The sequence below is a fragment of the Rossellomorea sp. LJF3 genome (genome assembly GCF_037046045.1).
GTDB lineage: Bacteria > Bacillota > Bacilli > Bacillales > Bacillaceae_B > Rossellomorea.
In genome coordinates, this window is record NZ_JBANLY010000001.1 from 37,236 (window position 1) to 55,352 (window position 18,117).

15 protein-coding genes, 2 pseudogenes and 1 other annotated feature are annotated in these 18,117 nt (G+C 42.0%); of the genes and pseudogenes, 15 read left to right on the top strand and 2 right to left on the bottom strand.

Features of this window, described 5'->3' with window-relative positions; genetic code table 11:
* Positions 1–4 precede the first annotated feature (4 nt).
* The 9 genes and pseudogenes from V8G47_RS00195 (at position 5) to V8G47_RS00235 (ending at position 6,298) form a co-directional block, all read left to right on the top strand.
* A pseudogene (locus tag V8G47_RS00195) lies at positions 5–1,228 on the top strand (MFS transporter).
* A 126-nt stretch (positions 1,229–1,354) separates the two neighbouring features.
* Positions 1,355–2,704 (top strand): NAD(FAD)-utilizing dehydrogenase, encoded by a 1,350-nt coding sequence (locus V8G47_RS00200; protein WP_336198311.1) that lies wholly within the window; start codon positions 1,355–1,357, stop codon positions 2,702–2,704.
* A 130-nt stretch (positions 2,705–2,834) separates the two neighbouring features.
* Complete coding sequence (locus V8G47_RS00205) at positions 2,835–3,269, top strand: hypothetical protein (protein ID WP_336198312.1); 435 nt, start codon at positions 2,835–2,837, stop codon at positions 3,267–3,269.
* A 21-nt stretch (positions 3,270–3,290) separates the two neighbouring features.
* Positions 3,291–3,587 carry a hypothetical protein gene (locus V8G47_RS00210; protein ID WP_336198313.1) on the top strand — a complete coding sequence of 99 codons (297 nt, stop codon included), beginning with the start codon at positions 3,291–3,293 and terminating at the stop codon, positions 3,585–3,587.
* 107 nt (positions 3,588–3,694) lie between these two features.
* Complete coding sequence (locus tag V8G47_RS00215; RefSeq protein ID WP_336198314.1) at positions 3,695–3,886, top strand: hypothetical protein; 192 nt, start codon at positions 3,695–3,697, stop codon at positions 3,884–3,886.
* Positions 3,887–3,967: 81 nt separating this feature from the next.
* Positions 3,968–4,750 (top strand): annotated as a pseudogene (locus V8G47_RS00220) (HAD-IIB family hydrolase).
* A 134-nt stretch (positions 4,751–4,884) separates the two neighbouring features.
* A complete protein-coding gene (locus V8G47_RS00225) occupies positions 4,885–5,319 on the top strand; it encodes a MarR family winged helix-turn-helix transcriptional regulator (RefSeq protein WP_336198315.1) in 435 nt (144 codons plus the stop codon).
* A 27-nt stretch (positions 5,320–5,346) separates the two neighbouring features.
* Positions 5,347–5,982 (top strand): nitroreductase family protein, encoded by a 636-nt coding sequence (locus V8G47_RS00230; protein WP_336198316.1) that lies wholly within the window; start codon positions 5,347–5,349, stop codon positions 5,980–5,982.
* Between the two features lie 19 nt (positions 5,983–6,001).
* Entirely contained in the window at positions 6,002–6,298 is a 297-nt protein-coding gene (locus V8G47_RS00235) for a putative quinol monooxygenase (RefSeq protein ID WP_336198317.1), read from the top strand.
* 52 nt (positions 6,299–6,350) lie between these two features.
* Here the strand turns inward: V8G47_RS00235 and V8G47_RS00240 are convergent, their stop codons facing one another.
* The gene (locus tag V8G47_RS00240; RefSeq protein ID WP_336198318.1) at positions 6,351–8,024 is read right to left on the bottom strand and encodes a ribonuclease J; all 1,674 of its coding nucleotides are present in this window, start codon (positions 8,022–8,024) and stop codon (positions 6,351–6,353) included.
* A gap of 165 nt (positions 8,025–8,189) precedes the next feature.
* On the opposite strand from V8G47_RS00240, the gene V8G47_RS00245 reads away from it, so the two are divergent.
* The 5 genes from V8G47_RS00245 to V8G47_RS00265 all read left to right on the top strand — a co-directional run bounded on the left by V8G47_RS00245 (position 8,190) and on the right by V8G47_RS00265 (position 13,607).
* A complete protein-coding gene (locus V8G47_RS00245; protein ID WP_442970784.1) occupies positions 8,190–8,846 on the top strand; it encodes an O-methyltransferase in 657 nt (218 codons plus the stop codon).
* 61 nt (positions 8,847–8,907) lie between these two features.
* Positions 8,908–9,117 (top strand) — a binding site (T-box leader).
* A 143-nt stretch (positions 9,118–9,260) separates the two neighbouring features.
* Positions 9,261–10,517: a tyrosine--tRNA ligase gene (gene tyrS / locus V8G47_RS00250; protein WP_336198320.1), complete on the top strand. Its 1,257-nt coding sequence runs from the start codon at positions 9,261–9,263 to the stop codon at positions 10,515–10,517.
* Positions 10,518–10,652: 135 nt separating this feature from the next.
* Complete coding sequence (locus tag V8G47_RS00255; protein WP_336198321.1) at positions 10,653–11,639, top strand: serine hydrolase domain-containing protein; 987 nt, start codon at positions 10,653–10,655, stop codon at positions 11,637–11,639.
* A 13-nt stretch (positions 11,640–11,652) separates the two neighbouring features.
* Complete coding sequence (locus V8G47_RS00260; RefSeq protein ID WP_336198322.1) at positions 11,653–12,621, top strand: GNAT family N-acetyltransferase; 969 nt, start codon at positions 11,653–11,655, stop codon at positions 12,619–12,621.
* 71 nt (positions 12,622–12,692) lie between these two features.
* Positions 12,693–13,607 (top strand): rubrerythrin family protein, encoded by a 915-nt coding sequence (locus V8G47_RS00265; protein WP_336198323.1) that lies wholly within the window; start codon positions 12,693–12,695, stop codon positions 13,605–13,607.
* Positions 13,608–13,689: 82 nt separating this feature from the next.
* Here the strand turns inward: V8G47_RS00265 and V8G47_RS00270 are convergent, their stop codons facing one another.
* Positions 13,690–14,307, bottom strand: coding sequence for an acetate uptake transporter (locus V8G47_RS00270; protein WP_336198324.1), 618 nt, complete (start codon positions 14,305–14,307; stop codon positions 13,690–13,692).
* Positions 14,308–14,863: 556 nt separating this feature from the next.
* On the opposite strand from V8G47_RS00270, the gene V8G47_RS00275 reads away from it, so the two are divergent.
* Positions 14,864–18,052 (top strand): DEAD/DEAH box helicase, encoded by a 3,189-nt coding sequence (locus tag V8G47_RS00275; RefSeq protein ID WP_336198325.1) that lies wholly within the window; start codon positions 14,864–14,866, stop codon positions 18,050–18,052.
* Positions 18,053–18,117: the final 65 nt, after the last annotated feature.

Here is an 18,117-nt window from a genome sequence, read left to right on the forward strand (position 1 = left end):
CAGAATGGGAGAGCGTGCGGTCAAGCTGAGTCAATTGGCAGATTTCCCGCCTTTAAAGAATAATTATCCTGTTTTCAGGTTTATGGGTGGAAATCTGATTTCATTTTTCGGAGATCAGATCTATTTAATTGCCATTCCACTTATGGTTTTATCTATAACGGGTTCACCTGTGAGCATGGGGATTGTAGCGGCACTTGAAAGATTACCGATTCTGTTGCAGCCTTTCGCGGGTGTTTTGTCCGATCAATTCAACCGGAAGCGTCTGCTGCTTTTATGCGATTTAGGACGGTGCATACTTGTCGGGATCATTGGGATTCTATTTATTAAGGGTGCTCTGGAGATGTGGATGGTATATCCCGTGGTGTTTGGTATTGGATCACTAAGTCAAATCTATAATACTTCTCAATTTGCTTCAGTTCCAGGTCTGGTGAGAAGAGAAGACCTTCAAGCCGTGAATTCACTGAATTCCGGGGTGTTTAATTTAGCCGTTTTTTAAGCACCGGGTATAGGTGGGTTGATCATTTCTTTTTTAAATCCAGGATATGCCCTGTTGGTGAACAGCGTCAGCTTTCTCGTCTCATTTCTTGCCATTGCGAGTCTCAGGATGAAGAGGAATGGGAGAGATTCATCAAGAGCTTCCATATGGGGGGAGATCAGAGAGGGATTTGAATTCGTTCTAAAGACCAAAGCGATTTTGTACACAAACCTTGCCATGGTATCTTCCGTATTCGGAACAACATTGTTCCTCACATTAATAGTGTTTCACTTGAAAGATTCCGTGAATATGAATACGGTTATGATAGGCTGGTTGTTATCAGCTGGCGGAGTGGGTGCCATTATAGGTGCGGTGACGTCTAACTTCTTTAGGAAATGGTTTTCTTATAGAAGCATATTATTTACGGCCTCTGTGGTTGGCGGACTTTCGATTCTATCTTTCGGGTTGATGGAATCGTATTTCTGGCTCGTGATCATGAACGCAGTAGGGACATTTTGTGCTTCGGTGATGAGTCCCTGCATCATTACGATCCGACAAACGCGGGCCCCCGATCACTTATTGGGGAGGGTGCAGGCCACTAGCCGTCTCATGACGTGGGTACTCATGCCCGTCGCCGCATTCCTGGCAGGGATACTGGCAGAAGCAATGGGAACCAACCTCACCATCGTGCTTGCCGGCGCGATCTCGACACTCGCCTCCATCCCCTATCTGCATCATAGCTTGAAAGATTAGTAGAGGGACGGACCTCATAACTTCAATATGGTAGGATGGAAGTAGCATAGTATTGATATAGAAATGAAGATTTTATTCGCTATGAAATAACTGGGAGCAATCACAACTTAGAAAGGGGAAAAGGGGATGCAATCAAATCACCACGACATCACCATCATCGGAGCAGGAGTAAGCAGTATTTTTCTTGCTTATACCTTGATGAACCACGATGAACATGTTTCCATCCACATGATTGATCTTGGCAAGGAACTGCGTGAACGTACATGCGGTTTAGATGAGGGAGGAATCTGTACATGTGATGGTATGTGCAGTAAATACATAGGGTTTGCAGGTCTTGGGAAATCAGAGGGCAAATTTAATTATACAAATGATTTTGGCGGGGAACTTGGCAGGAAAATTGGACAGCAAAACACACTTGAGTTGATGAGGGAAGTAGACAATATTCTCTGCGAATTTGGCGGTGATACCATTCACTCATATAGTACGAAAAATGAGAAGCTTTCAAGTAGGGGCATTGAGTCAGGATTGAAGGTTCTTTCCACGGAGGTCCGTCATTTAGGAACACTTCTTTCGAGCGAGATTTTCGAGAATATGTATGAAGTGCTGAAAACCCGTGTAACCTTCAGTTTTGAAACCCGTGTCGAGACCATATCAAAAAGGGGCGGGGCCTTTCATTTAGAATCGACAAGCGGTCAATTCACCTCAGAAAAATTGGTGATCGGCACAGGAATGAGTGGAAGCAAATGGCTCAAGGAACAAGCCGCATCCCTTGGACTATTTCCGGGCAAGACGCGCCTGGATATGGGGATTCGCGTAGAAATGAAAGGTGACCAGCTTCAATCGATTCTACAAGATACGTTTGAAACGAAGCTGCAGATCGAAAGAGATTCTTTCAGTGCCACAACCTATTGTATGAATCCACAAGGAAGGATTATCCGAAAGCACCAGCATGGATTAGTGATGCCGGACGGACAAAATGCCCGTGAAGAGGATACACCGAGTGCGAACCTGAACTTCAGCTTATTCGTTCCGCGTTATTTCCAATCCCATGATGAGGCAATGAAGAATGCAGAAGACATCATAGGTGGAATCAATCAGGGTCGGGGGAGGATTGTCGTTCAGAGATTGAAGGACTTTAAACTTCATAGACCTACTGAATCGTTGGAGGGGAATTTGATAGGTCCGTCCCTCAATGCAGAATGCGGAAATGTGCGAGAAGAGGTTCCGGAATTGTATGGGAAGGCGCTTATTGAGTTTTTAGGTTGTCTGGAAACCCTTATTGGTGAACCGATCCACCCTGATACGCTTCTGTACGGGTTGGATGCGAAATTTCATGAACCTAAATTACCGACGGAGGAGAACTTTGAAACGGATATATCAAATCTTTTTCTGGTTGGTGATTGTTCTGGAGAAACTCATTCCCTGTCACAGGCAGCAGCAAGCGGTGTATACTTAGGAAAATACTTCAGTAAATAGACTTGCAAAAAATGGTTAATTTAGAATAATTTGAAACCTTTTTGTCTGTGTTTTCGTATTAGAAAATAAGAACAGGCAGAAAGGTTTTTTTGGGTTAGGATATTTTCGGATGATGAAGGGAGGTAGCTGAATGTATCACTATTATAATCTTTTGTTAACGATCATCATCCTCATCGTTGGAACCGGGGTGGCATTTTTCATTGACCAATTCAGTAAACATCTAGAGAAGTGGATCCCTCCAAAATTATTATCCCTTACGGTCATCGTAATTCTCTTTACACTGATGACTTCCGCTACGGTGATGATCAGTACATTAACTGGGTTTAGGCTGATGGATACGGCGTTCATTTCAAGTCTTTGCTTTTTTGCCCTGGGATGGTTTACCAATATTTCAAAAAGGGCTGGAATCAACCAGGCATCAACGGCCGCTAAGTTCATTACGAATAACCAATTTAAGTATGACTATGAATCTGCAAGTACTTCTAATAAAAGTCCTTATTTGATTGCAAGTTTGCTGTTTCTTGCATTAAGCTGGGGGATTTCATTTTATTTGGCATATCATTAACAATGATGAGGGGGGATTACGTTGTCTGACTGGGGTGTTTTGTTTCTCTTAATTGTGATCATTATGACCATCTTAGCCATGACCAACATTTTGGTCATAAAGATTTCAGGTAAAAATAAAAAGAAGAGAATTTGGTCAGGAATCATCTGTATATTGCTCACACCTGTGGTTTTTTTCTTGACCGGTTTATCGGTAAGTCCATTCGATCCATATGGATTTGGAACAGGATTGCTCATGATGATTTATGGTGCTTTCTTTGCATTGAATGGGGTAGGGGTCATTGTGACTGGGCTGTTTCTGGAATCAGGGAATCGGTAAGAATATGAAGGTTCAATTTGGTGTTCAAACAGAAATCCCTTTAGTACTATGGACATCAGTGATATACTTGATGGAATGAACTTCTGGAAAAGGGGAATAACAGCCGTATGAGATATATGAAATCACAAATGAAATTGTTAGTCAGGGATAATAAAGAATTACAAGGAAGATTGAAAGTATTGATGGAAGAAATGAATTTAGAGAGAACATTTGCCCTCAAAGCCCTGTACCATTCTGAAGTGGCGGATGGCGGGAAATTTCAGGCTGCGTATCAGGCACTGGACTTACCAAAGGCGTAAGTCTTTTTTTTTGTGTTAATAGGATACTCGTATGTACCTTTGCTCGTGAAATCATACATATTTTTGAGAGGGTGTTCATATTTGAAATTTGTATTTGATTTAGATGGAACGATTTGCTTTAAAGGGAAGCCGATTTCAACAAGAATTGTCCAATGTTTACTGGAGCTGAAATCGAATGGCCACGAAGTATTATTTGCATCTGCCAGACCGATTCGGGATATGCTCCCTGTACTGGATGCACGATTGCATTCCTTCCCTTAAATTGGTGGGAACGGCTCTCTTCTTTATCATAAAGGAAAAGTGATTCATGCAACTTCTTTTCATGAAAAAGACCTTAAGAGGATTTATGACCTCGTGGATCAATATGAGGCAACCTATTTGATCGATAGCGAGTGGGATTACGCATATACAGGTCCAGCCGACCACCCAATCCTTGATTTCCTTGATCCTGACAATCTTGGCCAGATGCATCCAGTCGCTTCACTGAATTCAATAGTGAAGATATTATTGTTAACTTCAACTGATTTTCAGGAATTAATTGATGAATTGAAAGAATTGGATATTGTCGTAAACATACATACGAATGAAAATGTAGTGGATATCAGCCCTTCCAACATTCATAAATGGAGCGCACTTTCGCGATTTGGAGTGGGGGAAGAAGACTTTATTGCATTTGGTAATGATGCCAATGACATCAGTATGTTCCAAAAAGCAAGACATGCTGTCATGATAGGGTACCATGAGGAACTATCGAGATTTACCGATGACCAAATCCCTCTTAAAGGGGATTTTGAAGGAGAAATCATTAGAAAGTTGAAGGAATTGGCACTAGCACATAAGGAAATCACTACAGGAACGAATTAAGCTGGCTAAGGCGAAATCCTTTTAGCCGGCTTTTTATTTCGGAATCAAAATGATTGACTATTAGAATTAAATATATTATATTAATTGACGGGTCAACAATTGACCTGTCAATTATTTAAAAGGAGGAGGATGCTTTGTCCAACTCGTGCCGTGAAGAAGAGAAGATCATTGTTCAACTCAATGATATATATAAGCAAATGAGTCCGAAATTTGAGCGCTGTACAGGTATCAGTCAATCTCGCCTGGACCTATTACACAAACTGTTTGAAGTGGAAGAAATCAGTCAGACCGCACTTCAGCGTGAAGTGAATATTGACAGTGCCGCCGTGACCAGGCACCTGAAACAGCTTGAAGGAAAAGGAATGGTTTCCCGTCGTAAGAATCCTGCGGACAACCGTTTTACCTATGTTCGACTGACAGAAGAAGGAAGAATGAAGATTGAGGCTTACAGGGAAGAGAAAGAGGTTTTCATCTCTAAAGTCTTCAAGACATTCACTGAAGAAGAACGTTCGATTTTATCGGGAATGCTGAATCGAATTCAGGATAATGTCCAAGACATCGAATACTAAATAAAAACACATGAAGGAGAATGCATCATGAATACAACAAAAATCAATGATTTCAATGAAATTATCACAGGTCGTCGTTCCATCCGAAACTATGACCCTTCCGTGAAAATCAGCAAAGAAGAAATGACAGAAATTCTTACGGAGGCAACACTTGCACCGTCTTCTGTTAACCTGCAGCCCTGGCGTTTTGTTGTAATCGACAGCACAGAAGGCAAAGAAACGCTTGCACCACTTGCCAAATTCAATCAAACCCAGGTGAAAACATCTTCTGCAGTCATCGCTGTATTCGTTGATATGAACAGCCTTGACTATGCGGATGAAATTTACAACAAAGCTGTCGAAGAAGGACTAATGCCTGCAGAAGTAAGAGACAGACAGCTTCCGGCAATTAAAGGTTTACTTGAAACGATGCCTCGAGATCAGTTCAGGGAAATGAATCTTATCGATGCAGGATTAGTATCCATGCAATTGATGCTTGCTGCACGTGCCCACGGATATGATACCAATCCGATAGGTGGATATGAAAAAGATCAAATTGCCGAAGCATATGGTATGGACAAAGAACGTTATTATCCGGTCATGTTGATTTCAATCGGGAAAGCTGCCGATGCGGGATACAAATCAGTCAGATTACCAATCGAATCCATTGCGGAATGGAAATAAATTAACGAGGAGAAAAGACATGATTATTATACATGCAGAATTTCAGATCAACCCAATGAAAGAACAGGCATTTTTAGAAGAGATCCGCCCACTGGTCGCTTCATCCAGGGCAGAGGAAGGCAACATTTCTTATGATTTAATGAAGGATACGGAAAGAGAAAGTGTTTATACAATGGTAGAGGTATGGAAAGATCCGTCTGCTGTCGAGAGTCATAATTCGAGCGAACATTTCACCTCATTCGTTGGAAGAGCACCTGAGTATTTAGCGGCTCCGTTAGATGTGAAGATATATGAGGGAAATAAAGTAGAAAAATAATTTTTTGAGAAGCACCCGTCATGAGCCGGGTGCTTTAATTATTATAAAATAACTAAATCTCAATAATAATCGGCAAAAGAACAGGCTTTCTTCTTAACTGCTTGAATAAAAATTGACCAACGTCTTTTTTGATTGCTTGTTTCATTTCTTTCCAATCCCGGATATTCGCTTCAGTCAATTCACCTACTACTTTTTTTACTAAAAGGTTAATATCTTTAAGGAGTTCTTCTGAATCACGAACAAATACAAATCCTCTTGAAATCGTATCTGGACCGGAAATAATGGTATGATCAGATTTATTGAGGGTTACGACGATAATCAGCATTCCATCCTCTGAAAGCTGTTTGCGATCCCGCAGGACAATTGAGCCAATATCTCCAACACTCAAACCGTCCACATAAGTATCACCGGCTGGATGAGATCGGGTTTGACGAGCGATGGAATTCTTAATATCAACGGCTTCCCCGTTTTTGATGATAAATGAATTGCCATTCTCCACACCCACCGATTCGGCAAGTAAACGGTGATGGTGAAGCATTCGATATTCCCCGTGTATCGGGATAAAGTAAGTTGGTTTCATCAGTGTCAGCATGAGTTTTAAGTCTTCCTGATACCCATGACCGGAAACATGCATTCCTGTAGAACTTCCACTCCCATAAATGACGTGGGCACCCAGTTGAAAGAGGTTATCAATGATGCGGGATACGTCTTTTTCGTTACCGGGTATGGGTGAAGCTGCAAGGATGACCGTATCATCTGGATAAATGGATACTCCCCGGAAGTTACCAGTCGATAATCGGCCGAGGGCAGCCATGGCTTCCCCCTGACTCCCTGTACATAAAATGGTTACTTTCTCTGGAGGTAACGCATCGATTTCACCTGCATCAATCAGCATGCCCTCAGGGACCGTCAAATACCCCCGATCCATTGCGACAGATATTACATTGATCATGCTGCGACCCAATAACGCCAGCTTCCGATTCGTCTTGACGGAAGAGTCAACCACTTGCTGTACACGATTCACATTGGAAGCAAAAGTGGAAACAAAGATCTTTCCACGCGCTTTAAAGAATGCTTCATCCATATGGTTACCTACCATGTGTTCAGAAGGCGTAAACCCGCTCCGCTCTGCATTCGTGCTTTCAGAAAGCAGTACCAGGACACCTTCATCACCAATCCGTGCCATCTTATGAATATCTGCATATTGGTGATTGACAGGAGTTAGATCAAATTTAAAGTCTCCCGTATGCACGACCTTCCCTTCTGGCGTATGAAAGACAATTCCCAGACAATCGGGTATGCTGTGACTGACCTTGAAGAAAGATACATCGATTGATCCCAAATTGATTGAACTCTCAGAATCAATCGTTAAAAGTTTCGTATCCCGGACGAGCTTATGCTCTTCTAACTTTAATTGGATTAACCCCAATGTAAAATGAGTAGCATAAATAGGGATGCTGATTTTTTTGAGAAGATAGGGAATCCCGCCAATATGATCCTCATGCCCATGCGTGACAATGAGACCCCGGATTTTGTCTTTGTTTTTCTCAAGATAGGATATATCCGGAATGATTAAATCGATTCCTAAGAGACTTTCATCGGGGAATTTCCCCCCGCAGTCAATGATGACGATATCATCACCATATTTAATGACATACATGTTTTTTCCGATTTCGTTCAGTCCACCCAGTGCAAAAATAGTCAAACCCTGTTCATTTGTTTCCAAGAAAGAACCCTCCAAGACACTTTTTCTTACTATTCCCTTTTCTGTTTGTTTCAATTATTAAACTTAGCTGCCAGTGAATTTTAGTATTTTTTGAACATTTTAAATATCCAATAATGGAAAAATATGCTATGATAACGAGAGTATTTTCCATAAGGAGTGAAGAGGATCTTGTCAACCAATACTTGGGCACAAGTCGATCAATATTATGCTAGTAAACTACATAAAACGGATTCCATTATGGAGTCTGTCCTGAAAGAAAATAGCGAAGCAGGACTTCCTGCGATCGATGTATCTCCGAATCAGGGGAAGTTCCTTTCCTTACTCGCCCAGCTTAAAGGAGCAAAGAGCATTCTGGAAATAGGGACCCTTGGTGGGTACAGTACGATTTGGCTTGCCAGGGCCCTGCCGGAAGATGGACGTCTGGTCACCCTTGAGTACAGTGAAACACATGCAAAGGTTGCCGCACGAAACATTCGCAATGCAGGGGTGGAAAAAAAGGTGGAAATCAGAGTGGGTGCGGCACTTGATACCCTGCCGTCTCTCAAAGGTACATTTGATTTCATATTCATAGACGCCGACAAACAAAACAATGCCAATTATTTAAAGTGGGCAATTCAACTGGCCCAGCCTGGGGCGGTCGTCATTACGGATAATGTGGTTCGTGGAGGAAGGGTGATTGACGAAAACAGTGATGATGAAAGCGTTCAGGGTGTCAGGTCATTTGCCGAAATGTTGTCTCAAGAAGACAGGATCGATTCAACAGTCGTTCAAACAGTCGGCTCGAAGGGGTACGATGGGTTTGTAATGGGAATTGTGAAATAAACAGAAGAATTCTATTGTAATGACCTCTTTTTTTCTGTAAAATAAATGAAAATTCTAAATCCTACATGTCATGATAGGAATCAGTAGTGACTTATCTCCCTGTCTTAGAGAGCTGATGCTTGGTGGAAATCAGCACACAGATAAGCACGAATTACCTCCTTGAACATTCTTTGTGAACACAAAAGTAGCAGAGAACGGCCGGTCCGTTATCCGAATCGAGTGGAAGAGAGATCTTCAATGAGGGTGGTACCGCGTAAACCACGTCCCTTTTTTAGGGGCGTGGTTTTTCGTTTATGACGTAAAACATTTTGAATATGGAAGGCAGTGGATCAGTTGGTTTATCGGCGGAATTTCCGTTATAACGGTGAATCCAAAAATCTGCTTATTTCCATCATCAACCAAGGAGGAACAATCATGGATCAGAAATGGGAATCTCTTTCAAAAGCTCAGCAGAAAGAAGTCGAAAGGCAGCTCCTGCAATATAAAAATGGAGTGCATGAAATCATTCCAGAAGCAGAGTTGAAACACAAACTGGTGAAATCAATCTCCACTGGCCACCCTTTGAAAATCAAACTGGGGCTGGATCCAACTGCTCCGGACGTTCACATCGGCCATACAGTGGTACTGAATAAGTTAAGACAGTTTCAGGAAAACGGTCATATCGTTCAGCTGATCATCGGGGATTTCACGGGTAAAATCGGTGATCCCACAGGGAAATCTGTTGCAAGGAAGCAACTGACGGATGAAGAAGTGAAAAGAAATGCACAGACATATTTTGAACAATTCGGAAAGGTCCTGGACAAGGAAAAAGCAGAGCTTCACTACAATTCAAGCTGGCTATCATCCTTGAACCTTGAGGATGTGATTCACTTATCTTCAAAGATCACAGTCGCGCGATTGATTGAGCGAAACGATTTCTCCAAACGGTTATCAGAAAAGAAACCGATTTCACTTCACGAACTGTTCTACCCTTTGATGCAGGGATATGATTCCGTCGCCCTTGAAAGCGATGTGGAGCTTGGGGGTACGGATCAGCAGTTCAATGTCCTGATGGGGAGACATCTTCAGGAGCATTACAACCAGGAAAAACAAGTGGTCATATTATTGCCATTACTTGAAGGACTGGACGGCGTTGATAAAATGTCAAAATCGAAACATAATTACATCGGGATTGATGAAGAACCCAATCAAATGTTTGGAAAGACGATGTCGATACCTGATGAACTGATAACAAAATACTTCAATTTGATCACCGATTTATCTTTAGAAGAAAAGGAGAGATTATCCCTTGAAATAAAGAGTGGTGCCCTTCATCCGAGGGATGCCAAAATCCTTCTAGGAAAAACGATTGTCAGGATGTATCACGGAATAGATGCAGCGGAACTGGCAGAGAACCAATTTAAGGAGGTCTTTCAAAAGGGGGCACTTCCTGAAGACATTCCTGAGGAGGAATGGACGGGAGGGAAGAACATTTCGGTAGTCGATCTCCTTGTAGCCTTAAACATGCAAAGCTCTAAAAGTGAGGCACGCCGGATGATCCTAAATGGAGGCATCAGGATCAATTCAGAAAAGGTTCTGGATGTGCAGTCGAACGTGGAGATTAAAGATGGGATGGTTTTGCAGGTAGGGAAGAGAAAGTTCGTACGGGTAAGAGTGCAAAATGAAGTATAAGATGAAAAATTAGATTAAAGCCCGAAACGTGGTCATGGAGAGTCATAGGGGACTCTTCATGGCTAATCATTTATGCTATAATTTTCCATAGACAAATAATAGAAATGGGTGTTTACGATGAATGAACTACATAACATGATCAAAGAACATGCAGAAACGGAGCATTTTTCTGGAACGGTTTTGGTAAAGAGAGACGGTGAGAGCCTCTTAGAATTGTCATTTGGATTTGCAGATCGAAGTGAAGGAAGAAAAAACACCCCAAATACACGATTTGGAATTGCATCTGGATGTAAATTATTTACTGCTGTAGCCATCTGTCAACTTATAGAAAAGGGAGAAGTTTCATTTCACACACCCATAAAAGATTATTTTGAGGGCACATTCCCACATTTTGATGGCCGTGTGAACATTCATCATTTACTTACCCATACCTCGGGAATTCCTGATTATTTTGATGAGGAAGTGATGGATGATTTTGAAGATTTATGGAAGCAAACCCCAATGTACTTAATGAGAAAAGGGGAAGATTTTCTTCCCCTCTTTCAAAATGACCATATGAAATTTTCTCCGGGTGAAAGGTTTCAATATAACAATGCCGGATACATCATTCTGGGGTTGATGATCGAGAAGCTTTCAGGAATGACGGTGCAAGAGTACATCAATAAGTATATCTTTGAACCGGCGAATATGAATGCATCTGGGTATTTTCGTCTGGATCGATTACCTGTGAATACGGCTTACGGGTACATCGATGAGCCAGGCAGCTCATGGAGAACCAATATGTATTCCATTCCCATACAGGGTGGGGCGGACGGCGGGGCATATGTCACGGGTCCTGATATGCTTTCGTTCTGGGAAGCTCTTTTATCAAATAAGCTCCTTAATGAAGCGAGTACAAGGCTCATTTCAGAACCCCATATTAGGGTCAAAGAAGGGGTGAACTATGGGTATGGGATGTGGTTGAATCTACCCAATAAGCATCACGTAATGGGTTATGACCCAGGGGTGAGCTTTCATTCTGCCTATTATCCGAAAGAGAATATAAAGACAATCATTCTTTCAAACGAGAGCTCAGGTGCTTTCGCTATTATGAAATTGATAGAAAGCTATTTCAATAGATAAAAGGGGGATCACAATGGGTACTGTTAAAATAGAAAAGGCAAATATTGAAGATGCATTAATCCTTACCGGACTAAAAAAGAACGTTTTCGACACGGAAAAAGAAAAGTGGCTACGGGGTCAGGATGGTATCGTGGATCATAATATCCAGCCACCAGGGTATGATTCAATCGAAATGACTAAGTACATGATCAGGGAATTGAATTATTTCAAGATCCTTTATGAAGGGCTGCTTGTGGGGGGATTGATTCTAACAGTGGTCGGCAAACGCCACGGCAGAGTCGATCGGATATTCGTTGATCCCTTATACCAGGGAAAAGGAATCGGCACTATGGTGATGAAACGTATGGAAACTGAGTATCCAGAAGTGATGACATGGGAGCTTGAGACCTCAAGTCGACAACTGAATAATCATCGTTTCTATGAAAAAATGGGGTACAAGAAGATCTTTGAAGCGGGTGATGAATTCTGCTATGAGAAAAAAATGAAAGAAGGGGCCTGTGTTGGTGGTGAGTCACGGGAGATCACCATTCAAGGTGATACATTAAACGACGGGGACCTTTCTGGACTACAGGTGGAATACAGCAATATGCAAGAAACCGATTTCTATGGGATCGATGGAAGTTATTCCACTTTTAGCAACAGCAACTTGATGGGTGCCGGGTTCAACAATTGCAATCTCAGTGAATCCCGTTTTCAAAATATCAATTTTCAAAAAGCGTTAATTGCTGACCTTAATTTGTCTCAAAGTGAAATGGGTCATGTCACACTGGGTGGCGTACGCGTTCATGACACCAACCTCGGCGGAAAAAATGAGCCGATCAGGTTTGAACGCTGTGACTTTCATGGTAGTAGTTTTGAAAACTGCCAATTGAACCATGTTGAAATGTCAAACTGTGATGTAACCGGTATGAAGATTAATGGCATATCAGTGGAAGAACTTATGGAAGCATACGAATCAGTTCAGGGTAAAAGGAAAGGTTAAATTACACAGACACCCATTATTCATTCAGTCATATCATATGTATTGACTGAATAAAAGAGGTGTTACTTAGAATGAACCCATATCAATTTTACCGTCAATTTAAACCTTTTTATCTTGATGGCTATTCCCGGACACCAGGGAATCAATCTTTGGAGTCAAATCTTCAAAAAGCCATCAATGGTGAATATAGTGCCATTTTTTGTTATGAAAAACTTGCGAAAATGGCCCCTACAGAGGATGAAAGAAAACGGATCCTTGAAATTCGTAAGGATGAAAAAAGACATTTGAAGTCATTCACTGACATTTATAGAAATTTGACAGGGATGGAGTACAGTCCTCAATTGCAGGAAGGTTGTCCAAATTCGTATAAAAAGGGAGTGGATTTTGCCTTTCGGGATGAGCAGGATACGGTGGATTTTTATTATAGCGCTTCGGATGGTGTACAGGATGCCTTTATAAAAGAGACCTTTCGTCGTGCAGCTGTTGATGAACAGAATCACGCCGTATGGTTTTTATATTATGCCATGCAGAATAAAGGTGGCAGGGGGGCATCAAGACAAGTGGACTGCGGGGCAAAAGGAGCACTTGCTGCCTCTCTCCTTTCAGTTCCCCAGATGCTCAATTATGCTATGCAGGACGAATACCTTGCCCAGGCACGATACGATCGGATCTTAGAGAATTTCGGCAATGTCCGCACTTTTTTACAGGTCAAAGAAGCAGAGTTGCGCCATATTACTGCATTGCAGACTTTGTTCCAACGCTACGGATTGCCGCTTCCTGAAGATCAATCCCAATCGTATACAACCACACCGGATTCACTAAAAAGTGCCTATGCAGCAGGGGTTCAAGGGGAGATTGATAATATCGCTATGTATGATCGGTTTTTGACGTTTAATCTGCCTCAGGATGTGAGGATCGTCTTTACACAATTGAGAAATGCTTCACAGAATCATTTAGCGGCATTTGAGAGAGGATTAGCTAGATGACAAGACCACTATACTTGTTATTCTGATACCCATAGTGAATTAGAAGAGATAGATGAGTCACTCATCTATCTCTTCTATGTGCTTATTTGAAAATTCCGAATGGCTTTCCAACAGGAAGCGTTTCTTTCCCGAAGTGTGTATTCAATACACTTGCAGCTGAACCGTAAAAGCTGAAAAGGGCAATGAACAGTTCAGCGATCGCTGCTAATTTGTGCGTAGCTTCAGGAGCGACTCCCAGTGTAGACAGGGAAAGTCCGATGAATAAGAAATCGATCAGGACAAAAATAATGAATAAGACCTTATGAGTCTCCATGGCACCCACTGTCATGAAGATACTGAATATCAGATAGCCTATATATGCAATGCCGAGCTGACTTGGATCAATAGCAGCCGCCGCGGCTTCTCCGAATACCCCGAATGAAATCAACCAGGAAGTCCCAACCCCCAGCCAGAATAATCCGAACGCACCGAATGCTGTCATACCAAATGTATTATTGTGCTTTGCATCGCCAAAGCTTGCCATCAATTGAGCAATGCCTCCGAGGAAAATCGCCCAAGGTAGGACGAACGACACGCCGTCAGTCCATCCGAGTTTTGCAGAAGAAGCTACAAGGGTGACCATAGCCAGTCCGAAAAGTCCAAGGGCAGATGGATCAGCTGTCGTGATCTGAACCCGTTGAGTGGTTTGTGTGTGATTCATGATGATACCTCCTATTAAACATACTTGACTAATTTACATAAAAAAGTGTGGGTATGCAATAGAAAATATCATGTAAGCGAAACTTTCATAAATATTGTGGTCGATTTCTTATCTCCAGACAAAATCCCGGATATTCATCAAATGATCATCCGGGATTTCGTCTTCCCCTATCTGAATTTTCAATTACAACAAAAAAACGCATGAACTGAGTCAATCTTACATAGATATCAAGTGGGGACAAATATCTTCCCTCAACAGGAGGTGACAAGATGGAAGAATATTTCATTTTCATGCTCATTTTTCAAGCCGGCAGCTTCTTCATTTCGTTACTGAACCACATTGATAAGTAGAAAAAGACATGAACGTTTTCCGGACTATGACTGGCCTCATAGTGCGGATTTTTTTCTGTTTCCCTTATATTCTATGTCGCTTTACCCTTCATTATACGTTTCTATGAAAATACTAATCCTTTCAGGATGTTTCTAAATCCGAAAATTGTTGTTATCATTAGAATGTTCAACGCAAAAAAATTGATCGGTCATTACTATACATATTCATGGAAGGAATCAGATCCTTGAAGGCTATACATCAAAAACTCATAAAAGAACGCTGCGGTACCGTTTCATTCAAGCGGGGAGAGGCATATTACCGCTCCAATAAGGTGAAATTAGACGAATATTCGAGACATTATTGTCGAGGGACTGTGATGGGGGAAGAAGAATTTCACGTTACCATTCAAGAGGATTCAAAAGGTGACATCGAAGCCAGTTGCAGCTGCCCGAAGCTTGCTTCATTTGAAAAGGATTGTCAGCATATAGCTGCTGTGCTTTTGAAACTTGAGAATGTAGAGCGAAAAATGAATAGGAATGAAGAAGGCGTGACAGAGCAATTTTTCACATTGTTTCACGAAGAATCGTTCCGTTCCCCGGCTAAGCTTCGTCATTTTGAAAACAGACAGATTGTGCGATGTGAATTTCTGATTCATCCCATGTCTACCCAAGATGGGGGAGACAAGCTTGGGATCGAATGTACGATAGATGGAAATAAGATAAAGCCGCTTCGAACCTTTTTGGAATTTATAAATGAAGGGAAACCCTTTCATGTTTCAGAGTCTTTCATATTCAATCCTGAGTTTCATTATTTTGAAACTGATACGGCAGCTGTCATTCAATATCTTGTAAAAGTATCAAAGAGTTCAGTGATGGAAAAAAACGATGGTGACAATTTGCTTATCACTCCAGCGTCATGGGAGAATCTTATTCCCTTACTTAAACGTCCTAAAGACGTTAAAGTGCAACATAAAGCGAGAGTCCATGAAGGGTTTAGGCAAGGGGAACTGCCTCTTCCAATACAATTCCATTTTAAGCATGCCGACGCAGGTGGTTACAGGCTATACATCTCGGGATTGGATGATATGACGGTCATGGATGAATATCAAACCGTCATTTATGATGGTATTTTTACACAGCTTGACAGCATGGATGGTAAAAGACTTACTGAATTAAAGAGACTGTTAGACCATTCAGGGGCACGGTTCATCCCGATTTCCCCGGACCAAATCGGCTTTTTTCTTGAAAAAGTGGCTGTTGGATTGAAGAAATTAGGGGAAGTACAAATATCAGAGGACATTGCAGAAAAGCTGGAAACGGCACCACTTGTTGCGAAGCTTTATCTCGATCGGGTAAAGAACCGGTTGTTAGCCGGACTTGAATTCCATTATGATCAAATCGTGATTCATCCTCTTGAAAGCCGGGAAGCGCCATCAGGCTCTCTTCTAATACGAAATGTAGAGAAAGAAAATACCATTCTTGAATGGATGGACGAGTTTTCTTTCGGGAAAACAGAAGGTGGTTATTACTTACACAATGAAGATTTGGAATATGAGTTTTTAACCTATGGAGTGACGAAGCTTCAAAAGGATGTTCAAATTTATGCCACCACCGCCGTAAGAAACAGGATTTCCAGAGGGAGTCATCACCCAAAAATCAGGGTCAAAGTAAAAAAGGAACGAATGAATTGGTTGGAATTCACATTTGAAATGGATGGGATACCGGATAGACAGGTAATGGAGATCCTCGGGGCACTGGAAGAAAAACGGAAGTATTACAGGATGAGAAACGGCTCACTCTTGTCCCTGGACTCAAAGGAATTTCAAGATATTCAGCGCTTCATGCATACGTCACAAGCAGAGAAGGATGATCTCGTGAAGGGGCTCGAGCTACCTTTGCATCAAAGCCTACACCTGCTGGATACAGTTGATGGGGGGCACTCTTTTACTTTTGAACATTCCTTCCAAGAATTTTACGGGCAGCTTATGAACCCCGACAGCCGGGAGATTTCGGTGCCATCCCTATTAGACGAGCGGTTGAGAAACTATCAGAAGACAGGCTTTCGCTGGATGAAGACTCTTTCCCATTATGGTTTTGGTGGGATCCTCGCTGATGATATGGGGCTTGGGAAAACGGTTCAGAGCATCACGTTCATACTATCGGAACTTGAAGAAATCAGGAAAAAGAAGCTTCCGGCCCTGATCGTATGTCCCTCTTCCCTGACGTATAACTGGAAAAGCGAATATGGGAAATTTGCGCCGGACGTCAATGTTTTCATCCTGGACGGTAATCAGGCTGTAAGAAAGAAGAAACAGAAAGGTATGAAGGATGTGGATGTCATCATCACTTCCTATCCGTTACTGCGGAGCGACAGTAAATGGTATGAACGACAGAAATTCCATACAGTCTTTTTTGATGAGGCACAGGCTTTCAAAAATCCACTCACCCAAACGGCAAGAAGTGTTAAGAAGATAGAAGCGATTAATCGCTTCGCCTTGACCGGAACTCCTGTGGAAAATTCACTGGAAGAATTGTGGTCCATTTTCCACGTTGTATTTCCGGGGTTATTCAAAGGACTAAAGGAATACAGCCGTTTAACCAGAAAAGATATAGCGAAAAGAATCAAACCATTCGTTCTTCGCAGAATGAAAGAAGAAGTGTTGCCTGAACTTCCCACAAAAGAAGAAATCACCCAATTTTCAGAGCTCCTGCCACAGCAGAAAGAATTGTATGCAGCTTATCTTGCCAAGCTCAAGCACGATACGATGAAGCATTTGGATAAGAACACGCTGAGGAAAAATAAAATTAAAATTCTCGCCGGATTGACCCGTTTAAGACAAATCTGCTGCCATCCCGGATTATTTGTAGATGGTTATCAGGGCTCATCAGCAAAATTCATAGAGCTGATGGAGTTGTTGGAGGAGTCCAGGCTGTCTGGCAGAAGGGTCCTGGTCTTTTCACAATTTACGAAAATGCTTGAAATGATCGGAAGAGAGCTGGCAATCAAAGGGCAATCCTACTTTTACCTGAATGGAACCACTCCGTCAGAAGAGAGGGTTAAGATGTGCAGTCGATTTAATGAAGGGGATCGGAATCTATTTCTCATCTCCCTAAAGGCAGGTGGAACGGGGCTGAATTTAACGAGTGCCGATACGGTGATTCTATATGATACATGGTGGAATCCCGCAGTAGAGGAACAGGCAGCGGACAGGGCACATCGCATGGGTCAGGAAAATACGGTGAAAGTGATTAAGCTGATTGCCAAAGGAACGATTGAAGAGAAGATGAACGAGCTGCAGGATAAAAAGAGGAACCTGATCCGGGATATCATGGACCCTGATGAAAAGATGGTACAAACCTTGACCGAAGAGGAATTGAAAGAAATCTTATCCATAGATCAACAAACAGATGAATAGAAATTAGCATGAACACAGGATTCAGGAGATACTAGTAGGGTGATGAGTACCCTTCTCGGTATCTC

What these genes read in the sequence shown, in the direction of transcription:
- tyrS (WP_336198320.1), top strand. Translation starts at nt 9,261, where the DNA reads ATGGATCAGAAATGGGAATCTCTTTCAAAAGCTCAGCAGAAAGAAGTC.
- V8G47_RS00255 (WP_336198321.1), top strand. Translation starts at nt 10,653, where the DNA reads ATGATCAAAGAACATGCAGAAACGGAGCATTTTTCTGGAACGGTTTTG.
- V8G47_RS00200 (WP_336198311.1), top strand. Translation starts at nt 1,355, where the DNA reads ATGCAATCAAATCACCACGACATCACCATCATCGGAGCAGGAGTAAGC.
- V8G47_RS00265 (WP_336198323.1), top strand. Translation starts at nt 12,693, where the DNA reads ATGAACCCATATCAATTTTACCGTCAATTTAAACCTTTTTATCTTGAT.
- V8G47_RS00235 (WP_336198317.1), top strand. Translation starts at nt 6,002, where the DNA reads ATGATTATTATACATGCAGAATTTCAGATCAACCCAATGAAAGAACAG.
- V8G47_RS00270 (WP_336198324.1), bottom strand. Translation starts at nt 14,307, where the DNA reads ATGAATCACACACAAACCACTCAACGGGTTCAGATCACGACAGCTGAT.
- V8G47_RS00205 (WP_336198312.1), top strand. Translation starts at nt 2,835, where the DNA reads ATGTATCACTATTATAATCTTTTGTTAACGATCATCATCCTCATCGTT.
- V8G47_RS00215 (WP_336198314.1), top strand. Translation starts at nt 3,695, where the DNA reads ATGAGATATATGAAATCACAAATGAAATTGTTAGTCAGGGATAATAAA.
- V8G47_RS00230 (WP_336198316.1), top strand. Translation starts at nt 5,347, where the DNA reads ATGAATACAACAAAAATCAATGATTTCAATGAAATTATCACAGGTCGT.
- V8G47_RS00275 (WP_336198325.1), top strand. Translation starts at nt 14,864, where the DNA reads ATGGAAGGAATCAGATCCTTGAAGGCTATACATCAAAAACTCATAAAA.
- V8G47_RS00260 (WP_336198322.1), top strand. Translation starts at nt 11,653, where the DNA reads ATGGGTACTGTTAAAATAGAAAAGGCAAATATTGAAGATGCATTAATC.